This is a genomic window from Gordonia sp. AC31, assembly GCF_031844505.1.
GTDB classification, from domain to species: Bacteria; Actinomycetota; Actinomycetes; order Mycobacteriales; family Mycobacteriaceae; genus Gordonia; species Gordonia hongkongensis.
The window spans coordinates 291,533-310,312 of record NZ_JAUZVK010000005.1; the positions used below are offsets into that span (position 1 = coordinate 291,533).

General features: G+C 68.6%; 12 protein-coding genes. 7 read left to right on the plus strand and 5 right to left on the minus strand.

The features are described from left to right. Window positions 1-211 precede the first annotated feature (211 nt). The 6 genes from Q9R39_RS08905 to Q9R39_RS08930 all read left to right on the plus strand — a co-directional run bounded on the left by Q9R39_RS08905 (window position 212) and on the right by Q9R39_RS08930 (window position 10,858). Entirely contained in the window at window positions 212-1,585 is a 1,374-nt protein-coding gene (locus tag Q9R39_RS08905; RefSeq protein ID WP_058249642.1) for a wax ester/triacylglycerol synthase family O-acyltransferase, read from the plus strand. A 229-nt stretch (window positions 1,586-1,814) separates the two neighbouring features. Further along, window positions 1,815-5,492 (plus strand): (Fe-S)-binding protein, encoded by a 3,678-nt coding sequence (locus Q9R39_RS08910; RefSeq protein ID WP_058249641.1) that lies wholly within the window; start codon window positions 1,815-1,817, stop codon window positions 5,490-5,492. 134 nt (window positions 5,493-5,626) lie between these two features. After that, entirely contained in the window at window positions 5,627-6,880 is a 1,254-nt protein-coding gene (locus tag Q9R39_RS08915) for a pyridoxal phosphate-dependent aminotransferase (RefSeq protein ID WP_004022424.1), read from the plus strand. A 141-nt stretch (window positions 6,881-7,021) separates the two neighbouring features. Then, a complete protein-coding gene (locus Q9R39_RS08920; RefSeq protein WP_078114009.1) occupies window positions 7,022-8,803 on the plus strand; it encodes an SDR family oxidoreductase in 1,782 nt (593 codons plus the stop codon). 5 nt (window positions 8,804-8,808) lie between these two features. Beyond that, complete coding sequence (locus Q9R39_RS08925; protein WP_058249928.1) at window positions 8,809-9,711, plus strand: metal-dependent hydrolase; 903 nt, start codon at window positions 8,809-8,811, stop codon at window positions 9,709-9,711. 22 nt (window positions 9,712-9,733) lie between these two features. Further along, the gene (locus Q9R39_RS08930) at window positions 9,734-10,858 is read left to right on the plus strand and encodes a PDR/VanB family oxidoreductase (RefSeq protein ID WP_311277344.1); all 1,125 of its coding nucleotides are present in this window, start codon (window positions 9,734-9,736) and stop codon (window positions 10,856-10,858) included. Here the strand turns inward: Q9R39_RS08930 and Q9R39_RS08935 are convergent. After that, on the minus strand, window positions 10,820-12,460 hold the full coding sequence (locus Q9R39_RS08935) for a DHA2 family efflux MFS transporter permease subunit (protein WP_311277345.1): 1,641 nt from the start codon (window positions 12,458-12,460) through the stop codon (window positions 10,820-10,822). The two genes, Q9R39_RS08930 and Q9R39_RS08935, sit on opposite strands and share 39 nt — an antisense overlap. A 115-nt stretch (window positions 12,461-12,575) precedes the next feature. Between Q9R39_RS08935 and Q9R39_RS08940 the strand changes: the two genes are divergently transcribed. Beyond that, a complete protein-coding gene (locus Q9R39_RS08940; protein WP_311277346.1) occupies window positions 12,576-13,166 on the plus strand; it encodes a TetR/AcrR family transcriptional regulator in 591 nt (196 codons plus the stop codon). Window positions 13,167-13,200: 34 nt separating this feature from the next. Here Q9R39_RS08940 and Q9R39_RS08945 read toward each other — a convergent pair whose 3' ends face one another. From Q9R39_RS08945 to Q9R39_RS08960, 4 genes are all read right to left on the minus strand, one after another. Further along, window positions 13,201-14,745, minus strand: a complete 1,545-nt coding sequence (locus Q9R39_RS08945) for a hypothetical protein (protein WP_311277347.1) — start codon at window positions 14,743-14,745, stop codon at window positions 13,201-13,203. Between the two features lie 94 nt (window positions 14,746-14,839). Then, window positions 14,840-16,276: a UDP-glucose/GDP-mannose dehydrogenase family protein gene (locus Q9R39_RS08950; protein ID WP_311277348.1), complete on the minus strand. Its 1,437-nt coding sequence runs from the start codon at window positions 16,274-16,276 to the stop codon at window positions 14,840-14,842. Between the two features lie 132 nt (window positions 16,277-16,408). Beyond that, complete coding sequence (dcd, locus tag Q9R39_RS08955; protein WP_058249633.1) at window positions 16,409-16,981, minus strand: dCTP deaminase; 573 nt, start codon at window positions 16,979-16,981, stop codon at window positions 16,409-16,411. A gap of 21 nt (window positions 16,982-17,002) precedes the next feature. After that, complete coding sequence (locus Q9R39_RS08960; RefSeq protein ID WP_311277349.1) at window positions 17,003-18,502, minus strand: DUF222 domain-containing protein; 1,500 nt, start codon at window positions 18,500-18,502, stop codon at window positions 17,003-17,005. Window positions 18,503-18,780 lie beyond the last annotated feature (278 nt).

Genomic DNA, 18,780 nt, shown 5'->3' on the forward strand with positions numbered 1-18,780 from the left:
CGTGGCGGCCAGGGTGATCCACAGTTCGACCAGCACCAGCAGCACCGGTACGACGAGACGAGCACCTGACCTCACCCCTACAACGTAGGGGACCGACCACCAACATGCCCGTTCGAGCCCGGACCCGGCGGTCGCCCCGTGATACTGAGAGGACCTCGGTCGCGCTCAGCCTGTGCGCGCATCCATTTCGTGGTGTGAAAGTGATGGTGCGATGCCGTACATGCCGGTCACCTCGTCGATGTTCCTCCTCGCCGAGACGCGGGAGCAGCCCATGCACGTGGGCGGACTCCAACTGTTCGTACCGCGCGAGGGCCAGTCGTCGAGCGAACTCGCCGAAGAGATCATCGAAGCGTTCTGCGGCTGCACCGAAGTCCATCCGACCTTCCGCAAACGGCCGGCAGTACCGGTGACCCTGCTGGGCAACGTGGCGTGGTCCTTCGACGACGAGATCGACTTCGACTACCACGTCCGGCGGACCGTGCTCCCCCGCCCCGGCCGCGTCCGCGAGCTGCTGCGATACGTCTCCCTCAACCACGGGGCCCTGATGGACCGGTTCCGACCGATGTGGGAGATCCACGTCATCGAGGGTCTCGACGACGGCCGGGTGGCGCTCTACAGCAAGATCCACCACTCCGTCGTCGACGGCGTCTCCGCGTTGCGCCTGCTCCAGCGGACCTTGTCCGACGACCCCGACGACCGGTCGGGTACTGCACCCTGGGACCCGGCGCTGGTCGAGCGTCGACCCCCGCGCCCCTCGCCGAGTCTGCGCAGCCGGGTGTCCGGCCTGGCGAACGTGGCAGGCCAGGTCGCCGGCCTCGGGCCCGCGGCCGCGAAGGTCGCGGTGGCCGGCCTCCGCGACCCGGAGTTCGTCGCCCCACTGGGACGGGCCCCGCGCACGATTCTCGACGTCGCGATCGGGAGCGCCCGCCGATTCGCCTCGCAGCAGTGGGAGATCGACCGTCTGCGCGCAGTGGCCGATGCCCGGAACATCACCCTCAACGACGTGATCGTCGCCATGTGTTCGGGGGCCCTGCGGTCGTACCTCATCGACCAGGACGCGTTGCCCGACGCCCCGCTCATCGCGGCGGTGCCGGTGTCGATGCACACCGACGGCGATGACGACGGCAACGCGGTGACCGCCATCCTGGTGAGTCTCGCGACCGATGAGCCGGATCCCGAACGCCGCCTGGACAAACTCGTCGAGTCGGCGCGCCACAGCAAGTCGGTGGTCCGGGGCCTTCGTCCGCTGCAGGCGCTCGCGCTGGGAGCGGCGAATTTCGCGCCGCTCGCCTTCGCGACCGTGCCCGGCTTCGTCCAGTACGTCCCCCCGCAGTTCAACATCATCATCAGCAACGTCCCCGGGCCGTCGAAGCACCTGTACTGGAACGGCGCCCGCCTCGACGGGGTGTACCCGGTCTCCATCCCGACGCAGGGTCTCGCGCTCAACATCACGGTGACCAGCACCGCCGAGCACATCAACTTCGGGCTGATCGGCGCCCGGGCCCAGCTCCCGAGCCTGCAACGCCTGCTCACGCACCTCGATACGGCGCTCGAGGAACTCGAGAAGGTCGCGCGAACCCGGTGACGTCTCCGGGCACCCGCGGCCCGGACGTGGCCTCGGACACCCTGACTCGACAGTAAGTTACTCGCGAGTATCATCTGATATGAGGTAGACCAGCGTAATTAGGCCAGCCTTGGCAGCGCGCCGGTGGCGCAACGAATTACGGTTACCTGTAGTACACCGCCCCGTGGTACCCAGCCTCGCGTTCCGCGACCGGGGGCGGACGACCTAGACGAAAGGCCGGTACGCGCCCGTGACTACCACGACGATTGCCATCGGCACGACAGCCGCGGTGATCAGCCTCCTCTGCTGGTACCTGTTCCTCGGTGGCATGGTGCGGATCTTCCGCACCATCAAGCTCGGGCACAAGGTCGACAGCTCCCGCTTCTGGCCCATCCTCCCGCGCTTCCTGACGATGATGAAGGAATTCATCGTCCACACGCGGATGGTCAAGTTCCGCACCGTCGGCTGGGCGCACTGGCTCGTGATGGTCGGCTTCCTCGGTGGATTCCTGCTGTGGTTCGAGGCCTACGGACAGTCCATCAACCCGGAGTTCCAGTGGCCCGTCTTCGGTGACACCTTCGCGTGGCACCTCTGGGACGAGCTGCTCGGCATCGCCACCGTCGTCGGCATCATCGTGCTGATCGTGATCCGCCAGCTCAACCACCCGCGCGTCCCCGAGCGGCTGTCGCGCTTCGGTGGTTCGCGCTTCGGACCGGCCTACTTCGTCGAGGCCATCGTGCTGCTCGAAGGCCTCGGCATGATCCTGGTCAAGGCGTCGAAGATCGCGACCTACGGTCACGCGAACGCCTACTCCGATTTCTTCACCATGCAGGTCGCGAAGATTCTCCCGGCCTCGCCGACGCTGGTGTCGATCTTCGCCGTGATCAAGCTGATGAGCGGCATGGTCTGGCTGGCCATGGTCGGCATGAACATCAGCTGGGGCGTTGCCTGGCACCGTTTCTCGGCCTTCTTCAACATCTACTTCAAGCGCGAGCAGGACGGCGGCGTCGCCCTCGGTGCCGCGAAGCCGATGATGAGCCAGGGCAAGGTCCTCGACATGGAGACCGCCGATCCCGATGTCGACGCGTTCGGCGCCGGCAAGATCGAGGACTTCTCGTGGAAGGGATGGCTCGACTTCACCACGTGTACCGAGTGTGGCCGCTGCCAGTCGCAGTGTCCGGCGTGGAACACCGGCAAGCCGCTGAGCCCGAAGCTGCTCATCATGTCGCTGCGCGACCACGGCAACGCCAAGGCCCCGTACCTGCTCGCCGGTGGCCGCAAGGACATGGGCGGCGACGAGGTCGGCCTCGTCGATGCCGACGGCAACGTCCTCGAGGACAAACTCAACGCGATCCCGGAATCGGCGCGTGCCGAGGCGGCCCGCAAGCTCGTCGGCGAGTCCAAGGGCGATCTCGGCGGCGGTCAGGTCGTCGAAGCCGTGGAGGGTGAGTTCGATCCCGAGGCGCTCGGTGCCGTCATCGACACCGAGACCCTGTGGAGCTGCACCACCTGCGGTGCCTGCGTCGAGCAGTGCCCGGTCGACATCGAGCACGTCGACCACATCCTCGACATGCGCCGCTACCAGGTCCTGATCGAGTCGGACTTCCCGACCGAGCTGGCCGGCATGTTCAAGAACCTCGAGAACAAGGGCAACCCGTGGGGCCAGAACGCCTCCGCGCGCACCGCCTGGATCGACGAGATGGACATCGAGATCCCGGTCTTCGGCAAGGACGTCGAGTCGTTCGAGGGCTTCGAGTATCTGTTCTGGGTCGGCTGTGCCGGTGCCTACGAGGACCGCGCGAAGAAGACCACCAAAGCCGTCGCCGAGCTCCTCGACATGGCCGCGGTGAACTTCATGGTCCTCGGCGAGGGCGAGACCTGTACCGGTGACTCCGCACGACGTGCCGGCAACGAGTTCCTCTTCCAGATGCTCGCGCAGCAGAACATCGAGATGCTCGGCGAGGTCTTCGCGACCGCGCCCGAGCAGCGCAAGAAGGTCGTCGTCACCTGTGCGCACTGCTTCAACGCACTGGGCAACGAGTACCCGCAGCTGGGCGCGAAGTACGAGGTCGTCCACCACACGCAGCTGCTGAATCGTCTCGTGCGCGAGAAGCGACTCGTTCCGGTCGCACCGCTCGGCGAGGGTGTCACCTACCACGACCCGTGCTACCTGGGCCGCCACAACAAGGTCTACGACGCCCCGCGTGAGTTGATGGGTGCGGCCGGTTCGACGCTCACCGAGATGCCGCGACACGGCGAACGGTCCATGTGCTGTGGTGCCGGCGGTGCCCGCATGTGGATGGAAGAGCAGATCGGCAAGCGGATCAACATCGACCGGGTCGACGAGGCGCTGGACACCCTCGGCGACACCACCGGCGATCAGGTCAAGAAGGTCGCGACCGGCTGTCCGTTCTGCCGCGTCATGCTCACCGACGGTGTGACCGCCCGGACGAGCGGTACCGAGTCCGAGGGCAAGGTCGAGGTCGTCGACGTCGCGCAGTTGTTGCTCGAGTCGGTGAAGCGCGACCGGACCGAGGTCAAGCTCGGCGGCCGGTTCCTCGGACCGCGTCCCACCCTCGCCGAGCCGGAGCCGGAACCCGAGCCCGAGAAGGTGCCCGCGGCGGCGACTGCGTCGGCCGCGACCACCGAGGCCGCGCCGAAGCCGAAGGTCGGCCTGGGCATGAAGGGCGGCAAGAAGCCGGGCGCGGCGGCCAAGACCGCGGCACCGGAAGCACCCGCCGAGAAGGCACCCGCCGAGAAGAAGCCGGCATCGAAGGGCTTCGGCATGAAGGGCGGCAAGAAGCCCGGTGCCGCAGCGGCGTCGGCCGCCCCGGAGCCGGCAACCGCCGAGACCGCAGCCGAGGCACCCGCCGAGAAGAAGCCCGCAGCCAAGGGCTTCGGCATGAAGGGCGGCGCCAAGCGTCCCGGTGCCGCGAGCAAGCCCGCCGGTGGTACCGCCGAGCCGGTGCCGGCCGAGGCCGAGTCGTCCGAGGCGGTCAAGGAGGAGGTCGCCGAGGCCACCACCGAGACGCCGCAGGCCGAGAAGAAGCCCGCATCCAAGGGCTTCGGCATGGGCAAGGCCAAGCGCCCGGGTCAGAAGACCACCAACGCGGCGGCCCCCGCCGCCGGGGTGACCGCGCCCGCCGAGAGCAAGGTCGACGAAAGCGAATCGGCCCCGGACGCCGCCCCCACCGTGGACACGGAATCGGCTTCGGCGACAGCGGGAACGACGACAGCGGAGTCGGCTACCGCGGGATCGGCGACGGAATCACCTGTCGCTGCGGCAACGGAAGAGAAGCCTGGCAAGGCCAAGGGCTTCGGGATGTCCGCGGGCAAGAAGCGGCCCGGCGGTATCGGCAAGGCCGCGGCCAAGCCGGCTGCGGCACCTGCCGAGGCTGCGGACGCCCCCGCCCCCGCTCCCGAGACGGACGTCGCACCTGCCGAGACCGCCGAGGCACCCGCTGCCGAGGCTCCGGCTGCTGAGACTCCAGCCGCCGAGGCGCCGCAGGGCGGCTCGGCCGCCGTGCTGACCGAGGAGAAGCCGGCCAAGGCCAAGGGCTTCGGCATGGCCGCGGGCAAGAAGCGACCGGGCGGCGCGAGCAAGGCCGCACCGGCAGCTGCTCCGACTCCGGAATCGGCTGAGCCAGAACCCGAGGCCCCGCAGGCCGAGGAGGCACCAGCCGAGGCCGCAGCGACCGAAGCGGCTGTGAACGAGGCCCCGGCCGCCGAGGCTCCGGTAACAGAGGCCGACGACGCGGAGACGGCCGAGGTCGAGAGCCCGGGCGACGCAGACGACGCCGACACAGAGGCGGCGCCTGCGGCGTCGAGCAACGGTTCGTCCGCTGCTCGCACGGTCGCCGAGACCGGGGCGTCGAAGGCCAAGGGCTTCGGCATCGCGGCCGGCAAGAAGCGGCCCGGCCACAAGTAGAACTCTCAGCAAGGCAGACAGATGTCGTCTTTCGTGGCGCCCATCGCCACGAAAGACGACATCTCTCGTTTCGGGTGACCTCAGCTTCGGCACGCGCCAGAAACGCATTTGCCACCGGCTGCGACAATGTACCCGTGAGTAGGCCCCATGTTTCGCACCTCAACCAGAACCTCAAGCCGCTCGAGCAGTCGCTCAAGCTGCAGAACGTGTGCTACGAGATCCGCGGTCCCGTCCACGCGCACGCGCAGCGGCTCGAGGCGGAGGGCCATCGAATCCTCAAGCTGAACATCGGCAACCCGGCGCTGTTCGGTTTCGAGGCCCCCGACGTGATCATGCGCGACATGATCCACGCCCTCCCCTACGCGCAGGGCTACTCCGAGTCGGCCGGTGTCCTGTCCGCGCGTCGTGCCGTGGTGACCCGCTACGAGCTCATCCCCGACTTCCCGTACTTCGACGTCGACGACGTCATCCTGGGCAACGGCGTCTCCGAGCTCATCACGATGACGATGCAGGCCCTCCTGAACGACGGCGACGAGGTCCTGATCCCGGCGCCCGACTACCCGCTGTGGACCGCGATGACCTCGCTGTCCGGCGGGCAGCCCGTGCACTACCGCTGCGACGAGGAGAACGGGTGGAACCCCGACGTTGCCGACATCGCCGCGAAGATCACCGACCGCACCAAGGCGATCGTCATCATCAACCCGAACAACCCGACGGGTGCGGTGTACTCACGGGAGGTCCTCGAGCAGCTCGTCGAACTCGCTCGCGAGCATTCGCTGCTGATCCTCGCCGACGAGATCTACGACAAGATCATCTACGACGACGCCGAGCACGTGAACGTCGCATCGCTCGCGCCGGATCTGTTGTGCCTCACTTTCAACGGTCTGTCGAAGGCGTACCGCGTCTGCGGCTACCGCGCCGGGTGGGTCGTGATGACCGGACCGAAGGACCACGCGCGCGGGTTCATCGAGGGCATGGGCATCCTGGCGTCGACGCGCCTGTGCGCCAACGTGCCGGGCCAGCACGCGATCCAGGTGGCCCTCGGCGGTTACCAGTCCATCGAGGCCCTCGTCTCCCCCGGTGGCCGGTTGTACGAACAGCGGAACGTGACCTGGGAGAAGCTGAACGAGATCCCCGGGGTCAGCTGCGTCAAGCCCAAGGGCGCGCTGTACGCCTTCCCCCGCCTCGATCCCGAGATCTACGAGATCCACAACGACGAACTGTTCGTCCAGGACCTGCTGCTGCAGGAGAAGATCCTCGTCGTCCAGGGGACGGGGTTCAACCTCGACGACCACAACCACTTCCGCATCGTCACGCTGCCGTGGTCCCGGGATCTGACCGAGGCCGTGGAGCGGATCGGCAACTTCCTGTCGTCGTATCGACAGTGATCCCGCGGAGTTCCGCGAGAAGTCCCTGGTGAGGGCCCGGTCATCCGACCGGGCCCTCACTGCTCTTCCGGGGTCTGGACATTTGTGTAACCGTTGGTAACGTGTACCTCCATCGGCGGGGCACACACAACGAGGTGACAGATGGCTCAACAGGCGATTCGACGACCCGAGTGGCGTCCGGGGACCGTCAGCAACAACGGGATCCGGCTGGCCACCTACGAGCTGGGCGATCCGTCGAAACCGACGGTGCTGCTGGTGCACGGCTGGCCGGACACCCACCACCTGTGGACCCACATCGCGCCGCGGCTGGCGGAGCAGTATCACGTGGTCGCCTATGACTGCCGCGGCTTCGGCGAGAGCGACCGCCCCCGGCGGGTCGCCGCCTATCGCCTCGACGAGCTCGCCGACGACCTGTACGCGGTCGCGGAGTCGGTGAGTCCCGACGACGCCGTACACGTGGTGGCACACGACTGGGGATCGGTGCAGACATGGGAGGCCGTCAGCCGCCCGCGCGCCAACGCCCGCATCGCCTCGTTCGTCTCGGTGTCCGGCCCCAACCTCGACCACCTCGGTCAGTTCGTCCGCGATCAGGTCGCCAGCCCCACCCCTCGACACCTGCGCAATGTGCTCGCGCAGTCGATGTCGTCGGCCTACACAGGGCTGTTCCAGCTTCCGGTGCTCCCCAACGTGTTGTTGCGCGCGATGGGCAATCCGGCGGTGTGGAAACAGTTCCTGCGCGCGGTCGAGGGCACGCCACCGGAGAACGTCGACGTCGCCGACTCGTTGCGCCGCGACATGGTGAGCGGCCTCGCCCTGTACCGCGCGAACATCCGCGCCAAACTCCTGCGGCCCGATCCGCGGACCACCACGGTGCCGGTGCTCCAGGTGGTCAACGAACGCGACATCGCGCTGCGGCCGGCCATCTACGACATCACGCCGACGTACGTCGCGAAACTCTGGCGCCGCGACACCCCGACCGGACATTGGCTGCCCTACACCCACCCCGACTATCTGACCGATCTCGTCCTGGATTTCCTTGCGGTGCAGACCAACAGTGGGGCCCCGGCCCCGGTCATCGAGCGGGCCCGGCTTTTCACCGAACCGAAACCTCTGGCGGGCAAACTCGTCGTGATCACCGGTGCGGGCAGCGGCATCGGACGCGAGACGGCCCTGGCACTGGCCGAACGCGGGTGCGAGCTCGTCCTGGCCGACCTCGACCTCGCGTCCGCCGACGAGACCGCCCGCGCCTGCAAGGCCGCGGGGTCGGCCGCGCACGCCTACCTCCTCGACGTCTCGGACACCGCCGAGTTCGCCACCTTCGCCGCTCGCGTCCGAGAGGCCCACGGCATCCCCGACATCGTGGTCAACAACGCCGGAATCGGTTTGGCCGGTGGGGTGTTGGCGGCCACCGACGAGCAGGTCGACCGGCTCCTCGACGTCAACCTGCGCGGCGTCGTCACCGGCAGCCGGGAGTTCGGCCGGCAGATGGTCGAGCGCGGGGTCGGCGGGCACATCGTCAACATCGCGTCGGCCGCGGCGTTCACGCCGTCACGCAGCCTCGGCCTGTACTCGGCGTCGAAAGCGGGGGTACTCCTTTTCTCCGAGTCGCTCCGCGCCGAGCTCGCCGAACACCGCATCGGCGTCAGCGCGATCTGTCCCGGACTCGTCGACACCAACATCGTCTCCTCGACGCCGATCGCCGGCCTCGACGCCGAGACCGAACAAGCACGCCGCGATCGGCTCGACCGGTTCTACCAGCGCCGGGGGTTCACGCCGGACCGGGTCGCAAGTGAGATCGTCGCGGCCATCGAGCACAACAAGGCGGTGGTGCCGGTGACCGTGGAGGCGAAGGTGGGATACCGGATCTACCGCTTCGCGCCGTGGCTGTCGCGCATCGGCGCCCGTCAGAACGTCACGGGGTGAACCACATGACGCACACCGAGGATCACGCACACGACGACGCTTCGGCCGATCCCGGCCCCGTCGAACTGCACGCCCGCAACGTGGCATTCGACTGGGACGATGTCCCGCTCCATTGGATACCCGGCCACCCGGTCGCGTCGAACTTCATCAGCGTGCTCAATCTCCTGCTCCCGGAGGGCGAGCGGTGGTTCGTGCAGACCTACAACGAGGCCCTGCCGCTGGTCGACGACGAGGAACTCGCCTCTCGCATGCGAGGATTCATCGGCCAGGAGGCGATGCACGCCGAGGCCCACGATCACGTCCTGTGGGAGTTCCTCGATCACCACGGCATCGACCCGCGGCCCTACCAGCTCCAGATGGAGTGGATCTTCCGCAAGGTGCTCGGCCCGCTGGAGGGTGGCACCCAGGCGGCCCGCGACAAACACCTCGTCGAACGCCTCTGGCTCATCGCGGCTTTGGAGCACTACACCGCCATCCTCGGCGACTTCGCGTTGAACAACACCTGGACCCGGGTCGGGGCGCACCCCACGATGACCGACCTGTTCATGTGGCATGGCGCCGAGGAGGTGGAGCACCGGGCCGTCGCACACGATGTCGCCGCGTACTTCGGCGACGGATATCTGCGTCGCGGCCGGGCGATGTTCGTGGTGCTGCCGATCCTGTTGATCCTCATCCAGCGGGGTTACCGATTCATCATGGGCCAGGACAGGTCGTTGTCGTACAACTACTTCCAGAAGACCTGGCATTACCACCGTGGGGTGCGGGCCGGCGTGCTCCCGAAGATGCGGACGATCGTCTTCGCCACCTTCAGCTACTTCCGGCCCGGGTTCCGGCCGGAGGACATCGGCAGCACCGCACAGGCGGTCGCCTATCTCGCGAGCTCGCCGGCCGCGCGCAACGCGGCGTGAGTGCGGACGGGAGAGCAGGGTCATGAACCAACGCGCGCATCCGCATTCGACAACGCTCACGCAACCACCGCCCCACCTGCACGGCCGATGGCGGCACGACCCGCTGCTCACCGTCGGCACCATGATGTTCCGGGCGTGGTGGCCGGTCTGGCGGCCGCTGTCACCGCTGCGCCGAGGTGCGGTGAGCGACGGGACCACCCGGGTCCGGATCGTCGGACGCGAGGTGGTCGCGCATGACGAGAACGTCATCGCGCTCACCCTCGCCGCCGCGGACGGTGGCGCGCTGCCGAACTGGCACGCCGGGGCGCACATCGATCTGCTGTTGCCGTCGGGACGCATGCGGGAGTACTCGCTGTGCGGTGACACCGCGGATCGGGAGCACTACCGGATCGCGGTGCGCCGGATTCCCGACGGCGGTGGCGGTTCGGTCGAGGTCCACGACTCGTTGCGTATCGGCGACGTCTTCTCGATCAAGGGTCCCCGCAACGCCTTTCCGTTCGCGGTCCCCGGCCACGGATCACCTGCGCGCCGAATCCGCTTCGTCGCGGCCGGCATCGGCATCACCCCGATCCTGCCGATGCTCGCCACGGCCGAACGCTTCGGGCTGGACTGGTCGATGATCTACACCGGCCGCACCGCCGAGTCGATCCCGTTCCTCGACGAGGTGGCAGCGTTCGGCGACCGCGTCACCATCCGGACCGACGACGTCCACGGACTGCCGAGCATGGCCGATCTGGTCGGTCCCGTCGACGCCCCCGCCGACCTCGCCGTCTACTGTTGCGGCCCGGTTCCCATGCTGGAGGGGCTTCGCCGTCATCTCGCGACACGCGCCGACATCGAGCTGCACTACGAGCGGTTCAGCCCGCCACCGGTGGAGAACGGCTCCGAGTTCACGGTGACGCTGGCGTCGACCGGTCAGGAGATCCCGGTCGCCGCCGACGAATCGGCGCTCGCCGCGATCCGCCGGGTGGTGCCGTCGGTGCCGTACTCGTGCCGGCAGGGATTCTGCGGCACCTGCAAGGTCAGGACGCTGTCCGGCGAGGTCGACCACCGCGACAACATCCTGACCGAACCCGAGCGCGAGGCCGGGACCATGCTGACCTGCGTCTCACGCAGTCCCGGCGGGAACCTCACCCTCGACCTCTGAGGCTTCCGCCCCTTGAGCTGAGGTGTGAGGAGCGCTGGCGACAACCCCTCCGCTCCCTGAGGTGCGAGGAGCGTTAGCGACGAGCCACGAAGGGTTCCCGCTCCCCCGCAACAAGAATGCCGCCGCGACGCCCGCGACCGCCGTGACGGCGACCGCGGCCCAGACCGCGTCGTGCAACCCGACCATGAAGGCGTCCTGCACCGCGATCCGGACCGCATCACCGATCGCGCCCGGCGCCTGGTCAGCCACCCCGACCCCGGCCATCACCGATTGCTTCGCCGCGTCGACCGCCTCGGCCGGCAACCCGCTGCCAGACAGCCTGTCCCCGACCCCGGCGACATACGCCGATGTCAGGATCGACCCGAGGACCGCGACACCGAGCGTCCCGCCGATCTCGCGTGTCGTGTCGTTGACCGCACTGCCCGCGCCGGCCTGTTCCGGACGCAGCGCGTCCATGATGAGCTGGGTGCACGGGCCGGAGATGAAGGCGAGACCCGCCGCCATCAGCGACATCGCCCAGATGATGAGTTCCCAATACCCGGAGTCCCGCGCGGAGAGCTCGACGAGCGCGAACCCGCCGGACATCAGGAAGGCACCGGTCACCGAGACCACCCGAGGCCCGAAACGGTGCGACAGTGCCATCGCAACCGGCGACAGCGCCGCCATCACGATCGCGAACGGAAGGGTACGGACACCGGCCGCCAGCGGACCGTATCCCTTCACCGCCTGGAAGAACTGCGTGATAAGGAAGATGAAGCCGAAGAGCGCGAAGAACGCCACGCTGATCATCCCGGCCGCGGTCGCAAAGCGCCGGTTGGCGAAGAGCCGGACGTCGAGGATGGGGTGCGCGATCCGCAGCTGTGTGGCCACGACCACCGCCAGGATGGCCACTGCAACAACGACACCCACTACCGTGCGCGCCGTGGCCCAACCGACGTGGGGCGCCTCGATCAGGGTGAAGGTCAGCAGGCCCAGGCCGGCGATCGAGAGCACGACCCCGAGCGCGTCGAACCGGGGCACCGACACCGGTCGCGTGCCGGGTACGACCGCCAGGATCATCGCGAGGGCCACCACACCGAACGGGACGTTGACCCAGAACACCGATGTCCACGAGAAGTGTTCGAGGAGCCAGCCGCCGAGAACCGGTCCGATGGCCACTGCCACTCCGGAGACCGCCGCCCAGATCCCGACAGCCATCGCGCGTTCCCGGGCATCGACGAAGATGGTCGTGATGATCGCGAGCGTGGCGGGGAAGACCAGCGCCGCGAAGACCCCGAGCCCCGCACGGCCGGCGACGAGCTGCCCGAGGTTCTGGGATGACGCCGCCAGCACCGACACCAGCATGAAACCTCCGATGCCGGTGAGGAGCACGCGACGGTGCCCGAACCGGTCACCGAGGTAGCCGCCGGTCAACAGCAGGCCGGCGAAGACGAGCGTGTAGGCGTCGACGATCCATTGCAGGCCCGAGATCCCGGCGCCGAGGTCGCGGGCGAGCGTCGGGAGGGCCACGTTGACGATCGTGTTGTCGATCATCACGAGTAGTTCGGCGAAGCTGAGGGCGCCCAGCGCCCACCAGCGAGCATGCGTGCGTTCCATTGGCATCGATCTTCTCCTGGTCGGGTGGCGCAAGCGATTTCTGCGATTCGCTAGAACAACGTTCCAGAGTTGTAGAACACTGTTCTATTCAAGAAGAACACCGTTCCAGTAGGTTGTCAACATGTCTCCCGCGAAGCCGCGCACGCGTACAGCAGGCGCCGACGTCCGATCCGCGCTGCTCCGGGCAGGTCGCACGATCCTCGAGCGCGCTGGCACGGCCGGTCTGACGGTTCGGGCCGTGGCCGGTGAGGCGAAGGTCGCCCCGATGGGCGTCTACAACCACTTCGACGGCCGGGACGGCCTGCTGGACGCCCTGGTCACCGACGGGTACGCGGAGTTCGGACGGGCGATTGCGACGAGGGATGACGATCCGGCGACTCGTCTGCGCAACGCCGGTGTGGCGTACCGGAAGTTCGCACTCGCCAATCCGGTGCTCTACGGGCTGATGTTCTCAGCGCAGTGCACGCCCGAGATCGACGTGGCCGCAAACGCATTCGAGGTCCTCGTCGACACCATCCGGTACGGCCAGGTGGCCGGGGTCATCTTGTCCGCCGACCCCGTCGAACAAGCCATGCAGACCTGGTCCGCCGTTCACGGCGCCGTGAGTCTCGAACTCGCCCACGCCTATCACCCCGACGTCGATGCATCGGCGAACTACGAGAACGTCCTCGACTTCGTGGCGCGCGCACTGGCGCCCCGGCCCGGCGACTGAGACCCGGCTCGGACACCGTCATCGGGCTCGTGCGTCAGGGCAGGACGATCGGCGGCAGACCGGGAAGCGGGATCGTCACGCCACCCGGCGGACGAGGAGTCCGCGGCCGGGGACGAGGCCGGGGCGCGGGCTCCTCCGCGGAGGGCGTCGTCGTCTCCGGCGGAGGCGGAGTCGTGTACCGGCGCGCCGGTTGCCGGGCCTCGGCATAGATTGCGGGATCGGCGAATTCGGGTTCCGGGGTGGCGGTGGTGCGCTGGGGAAGCGGCGCGGCCACGGTCGGCGACGCCTCATCGTGTCCGACGGCCAACGCCGTGGCCACCGCGACGACGGCCACCGCGCACAGCAGCGCCACCGCGGCGAGAACGCGCTTGCCTCCGTGCCGCCGTCGGCTCGCGTCGGCCGCCTGCGGCCCTGCTACGGACACGTCGGAGTGCGGTGGAGCCCCGATGGCCGACCCTGTGTCCGCCGAATACCCGGCCATCGGATCGACGTTCACCTCCCCATCGCCGGACCGGACGGGCGGCGTGGACGTGTGCGCCGACGCCCACCGTGGCTCAGACTCGCCCGACGGCGGCTCGGCAACCGGATTCATCGGCGTGCGCAGATCGTGACCGACCGGAGAGAGCTCGGAGAACTGCTCGTCGTCCCGAAGCGGCTGGGCGCGAGGGACATCCGGGGCAGCAACATACGGAGCGAGCGCTCCGAACGCCGTGGCCACCACCGGTGGCGACTGAGTGACGGACTCGAAGATGGGGGTGTCGTGCGTGTCGTGCGTATGGTCGTCGCCACTCGGAGCCATCTCGGCCATCTCGGTGGCGGCCGAGAAACCGTCATCCGACCGGGTCGGGACCGCATCCTGTTCGGCGGGCGGGGTCGCCACTTCCACGTCTGGTTCGATCACATCGCCGGACCCCGCGATCGGGTGCGGTACCTCCGGCTCCGCCGCGTGTCCGCCGTGCGCCGGGGGCCGAGTGATGCTCCCCGACGGATCGACGTCGACGACCGGCACGGGTACGGCTCGCGCGATCGCGTCTCGGAGGCCGGGCCATGCGCTCACGCGATCGGTGACCACGACCGCGGGGGCGGAGGCTCCGGACACCGCCGCGCGAGCGAGGTCCTCGGCGCGTGCGGTCAGCGGGGCTCCGGCTTCGGCGACGTCGCGGCGCGCCATGCGGAACAGCCGGATGTGGTCGCGGCCCATCAGGAAGGTGCCGTCGGACTCGCGGAGCCGCTCGCGGCCGCGGGTGACGAGGTCGAGGACCTCCTCGTGCCAGTCGCGCGAGGTCGGTGCCGCGACCCGCCCGACCCGAACGAGATGGTCGGCGATCACCTCATCCAGGACGGCGAGGGTGAGACCGGAATCGGAGTAGGAGTCCGCGACGGTCCCTCGAGCCGGGTCCAGGCGTCCCACCGAGACGCCCGCCCGCGGATCGAGATCGAACAGCACGACCTCGGCGTTCTGCGCGATCCCCCGCCCGGCGAGTTCGGCGCGTACGGCGTCGACGACGGCAGCACTGACCGTGACCTCTGCCTGCGCAGACGTCGATGTCACGGCCGGATCGGCCACCGTGTCGGTCATCTGGTTGATTCCTGCACCTCACGTGCACCTCGCCTCATGTCCCCCACGGCGAGAAGGTGCCCCCTGGACAGTCGCGAGCTCAACCTAGCACGACTCAGCGGACGGTGGCCCCCGGCGCATATCCGTTCACCTGCTCGGACGGGTGGTTTCGCGGCGCAGGGCGGGTGGGAGCGGGGCCGCCCAGAGCGCGGTAGTCCCAACCCGCGTCGCGCCACATCTGCGGGTCGAGGCAGCGCCGACCGTCGACGATGCGCTTGGCGCGGACGACGCCCTCGAGTTCTTCGGGCGCCATGTGCACGAACTCGGCCCACTCGGTGGCGATGACGACGACGTCGGCCCGGTCGCACGCGTCGCGCGCCGAGGTGGCGTACCCGAGGCTCGGGTGGACGCGTCGTGAGTTGTCCATCGCCTTCGGGTCGAAGACGGTCACCGATGCCCCTTCGAGCGCCAGCCTGCTGGCCACCGTCAGCGCGGGTGAGTCACGGACGTCGTCGCTCTCCGGTTTGAAGGCGGCGCCCAGGACGGCGACGTTGCGCCCGAGGACCTCGCCGCCGAGGGCCTCGAAGACCAGTTCCACCGCCGCACCCCGGCGACGCATGTTGATGGCGTCGACCTCCCGCAGGAAGCCGACGGCCCGCGGGGCGCCCATGTCGTCGGCGCGCGCGGTCAGGGCGCGGATGTCCTTGGGCAGGCAACCGCCGCCGAAACCGAGACCGGCGTTGAGGAATCGGCGTCCGATCCGCGGGTCGTGCCCGATCGCGTCGGCGAGGGTGTTGATGTCGGCGCCGGCGATCTCGCACAGTTCACTGATCGCGTTGATGAACGAGATCTTGGTGGCCAGAAAGGCGTTCGCCGAGACCTTCACGAGTTCCGCAGTGGCCCAGTCGGTCTCGATCAACGGCACGCCGGTCTCGAGGATCTCGCGGTAGATCTCGCGGGTGACCTCCCCGGCCGACGACCCGGCGTCGGGGTCGTCGGCGGCCGTGTTGAGGCCGCTCGGGTCGAGCGAACCGGTACCGAGGACGAGCCGATCCGGCCGGAGCGTGTCCTCGACGGCGAATCCCTCGCGCAGGAACTCCGGACTCCACGACAGTTCGACATCCGCCCCGGCGTGCGACAGTACCGAGATCCGTTGTGCAAGTTCGGCGCAGGTGCCGACCGGTACGGTCGACTTGCCGATGATGAGGTGGGCGCCCCGCAGCGTCGGCACGAGCGCGTCGACCGCCGAGTACACGTGCGAGAGGTCGGCCCGGTGCCCGCGGGGTTCCTGCGGGGTCCCGACGCCGAGGAAGTGCACCGAGGCGTGGTCGGCGGCCGCGAGGTGGTCGGTCGTGAAGCGGAGTCGTCCGGCGTCGATGTTGCGGCGCAGGATGTCGGCGAGCCCCGGCTCGAAGAACGGGACCTCGCCGGCCTGCAGGCGTTCGATCTTGTACGGGTCGACGTCGATGCCGACGACGTCGTGCCCGAGTTCGGCCATGCAGGCCGCGTGAGTGGCACCGAGGTAGCCGCATCCGATCACCGTGAGCTTCATGAGGGCAACGGTTACCCAGGCGGAACCACCGGTAACCATCCTCGTCGTGGCGGGTTGTCATCGGCTGGGTGAACTTCCGGAGCCGCGCCCACCCGGTCCGCCCACCCGCCGGTTGAGCCGAGTCGAAACCCCTCAGTCGTGCTTCTGGAAATTCAGGTACGCCTTCGACGGGGTGGGGCCACGTTGTCCCTGGTATTTCGATCCGACCGACGCGCTGCCGTACGGTTCCTCGGCCGGGCTGCTGAGGCGGATGAGGCACAGCTGCCCGATCTTCATGCCGGGCCAGAGGGTGATCGGAAGGTTCGCGACGTTCGACAACTCGAGGGTGATGTGGCCGGAGAAACCTGGGTCGATGAAGCCCGCCGTCGAATGCGTGAGCAGGCCGAGCCGACCGAGTGACGACTTGCCTTCGAGGCGGCCGGCGAGGTCGTCGGGCAGCGAGCACACCTCGAGGGTGGACCCCAGCACGAACTCGCCCGGGTGCAGCACGAAGGGCTCGCCGTCGGCGGGTTCGACCAGCGAGGTGAGTTCGTCTTGGCGTTGCGCGGGGTCGATGTGGGTGTAGCGGGTGTTGTTGAACACCCGGAACAGGCCGTCGAGCCGGACGTCGACGCTGGAGGGCTGGACGAGGGCGGGATCGAACGGATCGATGGCGAGGCGCCCGTCAGCGATCTCGGCGCGGATGTCGCGGTCGGAGAGCAGCACGGTGTCGAGGTTATCGAATGGTCAGGGAGGATCTGCGCCGGTGTCGGTCGGCGCCGACCCTCCGCTCTCCGGTGCCGCTGTACTGCGCCGCCGCCGGACATCAGCGCGCATCCGGTCGAGGATCGCGTCGGTGCGATGGGCATGGTTGATCCGCGGCGTCGACGACGGGTGCGAGCGGGGCGGGTGCCAGACGGCGCGGCCGGCGTCGACCCCATCGGTGGCGATGGTGGTGGCCCACTGATCCACGCCGGTGCCGACCACCCGGTTGTGTGGTGGGCAGGCGGTCGCGAGGGTGTCGAGGTCGGTGGAGCCGTGGTGGGCGTCCCACTCGACGACATGGTGGATCTCGCAGTCGAACGACGGCCGCGTGCATCCCGGGAAGGTGCAGCCGCCGTCGCGGGCGACCGCGGCGATTCGTTGTGCGCGCGAGGCCAATCGCCGGGACCGTCCGAGATAGAGGACCTCACTGGAGTGGTCCCGGAACACCGCGAGATGGTGCTGCGCGTCGGCGGCAAGGTCGATGGCGTCCTTGATGGGTAGGAGGGTTCCCGTCGCGGTCCGTGCCGGGTCGCCGGCCGCGTCGCGCAGCGCCGATTCGGTGATGGAGACGACGAGGTGTGGCGGCAGCCCGTGGTGCGAACCCCCGAGCGCGCCGGCGTCGAGCACGAAGCGCAGCATGGCGCGCAACGCGTCGTGGTTCCGCTTCTCGGCCGTGCGCTCGTCGCGTCCGGCAGCGGCGACCAGCGCGTCGGGGTCCGCGGCGGCGGGGTTGCCGGTGGGCGACTCGGGATCGGCGGGATTGTTCATCCCAGGAGCGGCCCACACCGACAGGACGACGTCGAACATGGCGCGCGTCACGGGGTCGAGCGTTGCGGTCAGCCGGGACATCAGTTGGGCGTCTTGCGGCCCGAGTTTGAGTCCGCGGTTGCGGGCGCGGTCGCGATCGTCGGTGATGGTTCCGTCGGGGTCGAGGTGGGCCAGGATGCGGGCGCCGAGATCACGGAGTGACGACGGGTCGTACTCGCGTGCGTAGTGCGCGAGCGTCGCCTCGGCGGCTTCCCGGTCGGCAGGGTCCACGTCGGCGGGGATCTTGCGCATCACCTCGATGACGACGTCGACGTGGCGTCCCGAGATCTCGCCGTCGGCAACACCTTTGGCGGTCTCGGGGAAGCGCGGTTCGAGCGGCACCCCCTGCATGTCCGGGAACCTGCCCAAGGCCCAGACGCGATTCATCAGGCGGGTCGCCTCGCCACGCCGGTGCAGACCGTGGCAGACGAAGTTGGAGACGGTCTGGCACCCCATCTTCCGGTACGCCGACCGCTCGTCGATGTCGACGATGTGATCGGTGAACAGCGACAGCATCCGTCGTTCGGCACGCTCGTGCTCGATCGCGACCTGTAGGAGGTCGGTGTCGGAGCAATCCGTGGACTGCGTCTCGGCAATCTCGTCCATAAGTGCATGCAGGCGCTTGTACTGGTCGAGAAGAAGTGGTGGTGGTGCAGATGGCTCGGTAGAAGCCATGATTTCATCCCCCGTCATCATGGCTTTACTCGAAACTACGTTCGAGGCTACCGGCCGGTCGTCCAGCGCGCAACCCCTTCCGGCGAATTATTCTGCGTCGCAACCGAATCACGTCGGCCCGCCGAGACCTGGTCCCGCCCAGATGTCGCGGTTCGTTGCGCCTGGCGCCACGATCCACGACATCTGCGCGTGCCGACGACCGGCGCGGCTCCGGGTTTGCTAGGCTGTCGTTCGCGAGTCCAGCACTCGCACGCCGATGTAGTTCAATGGCAGAACAT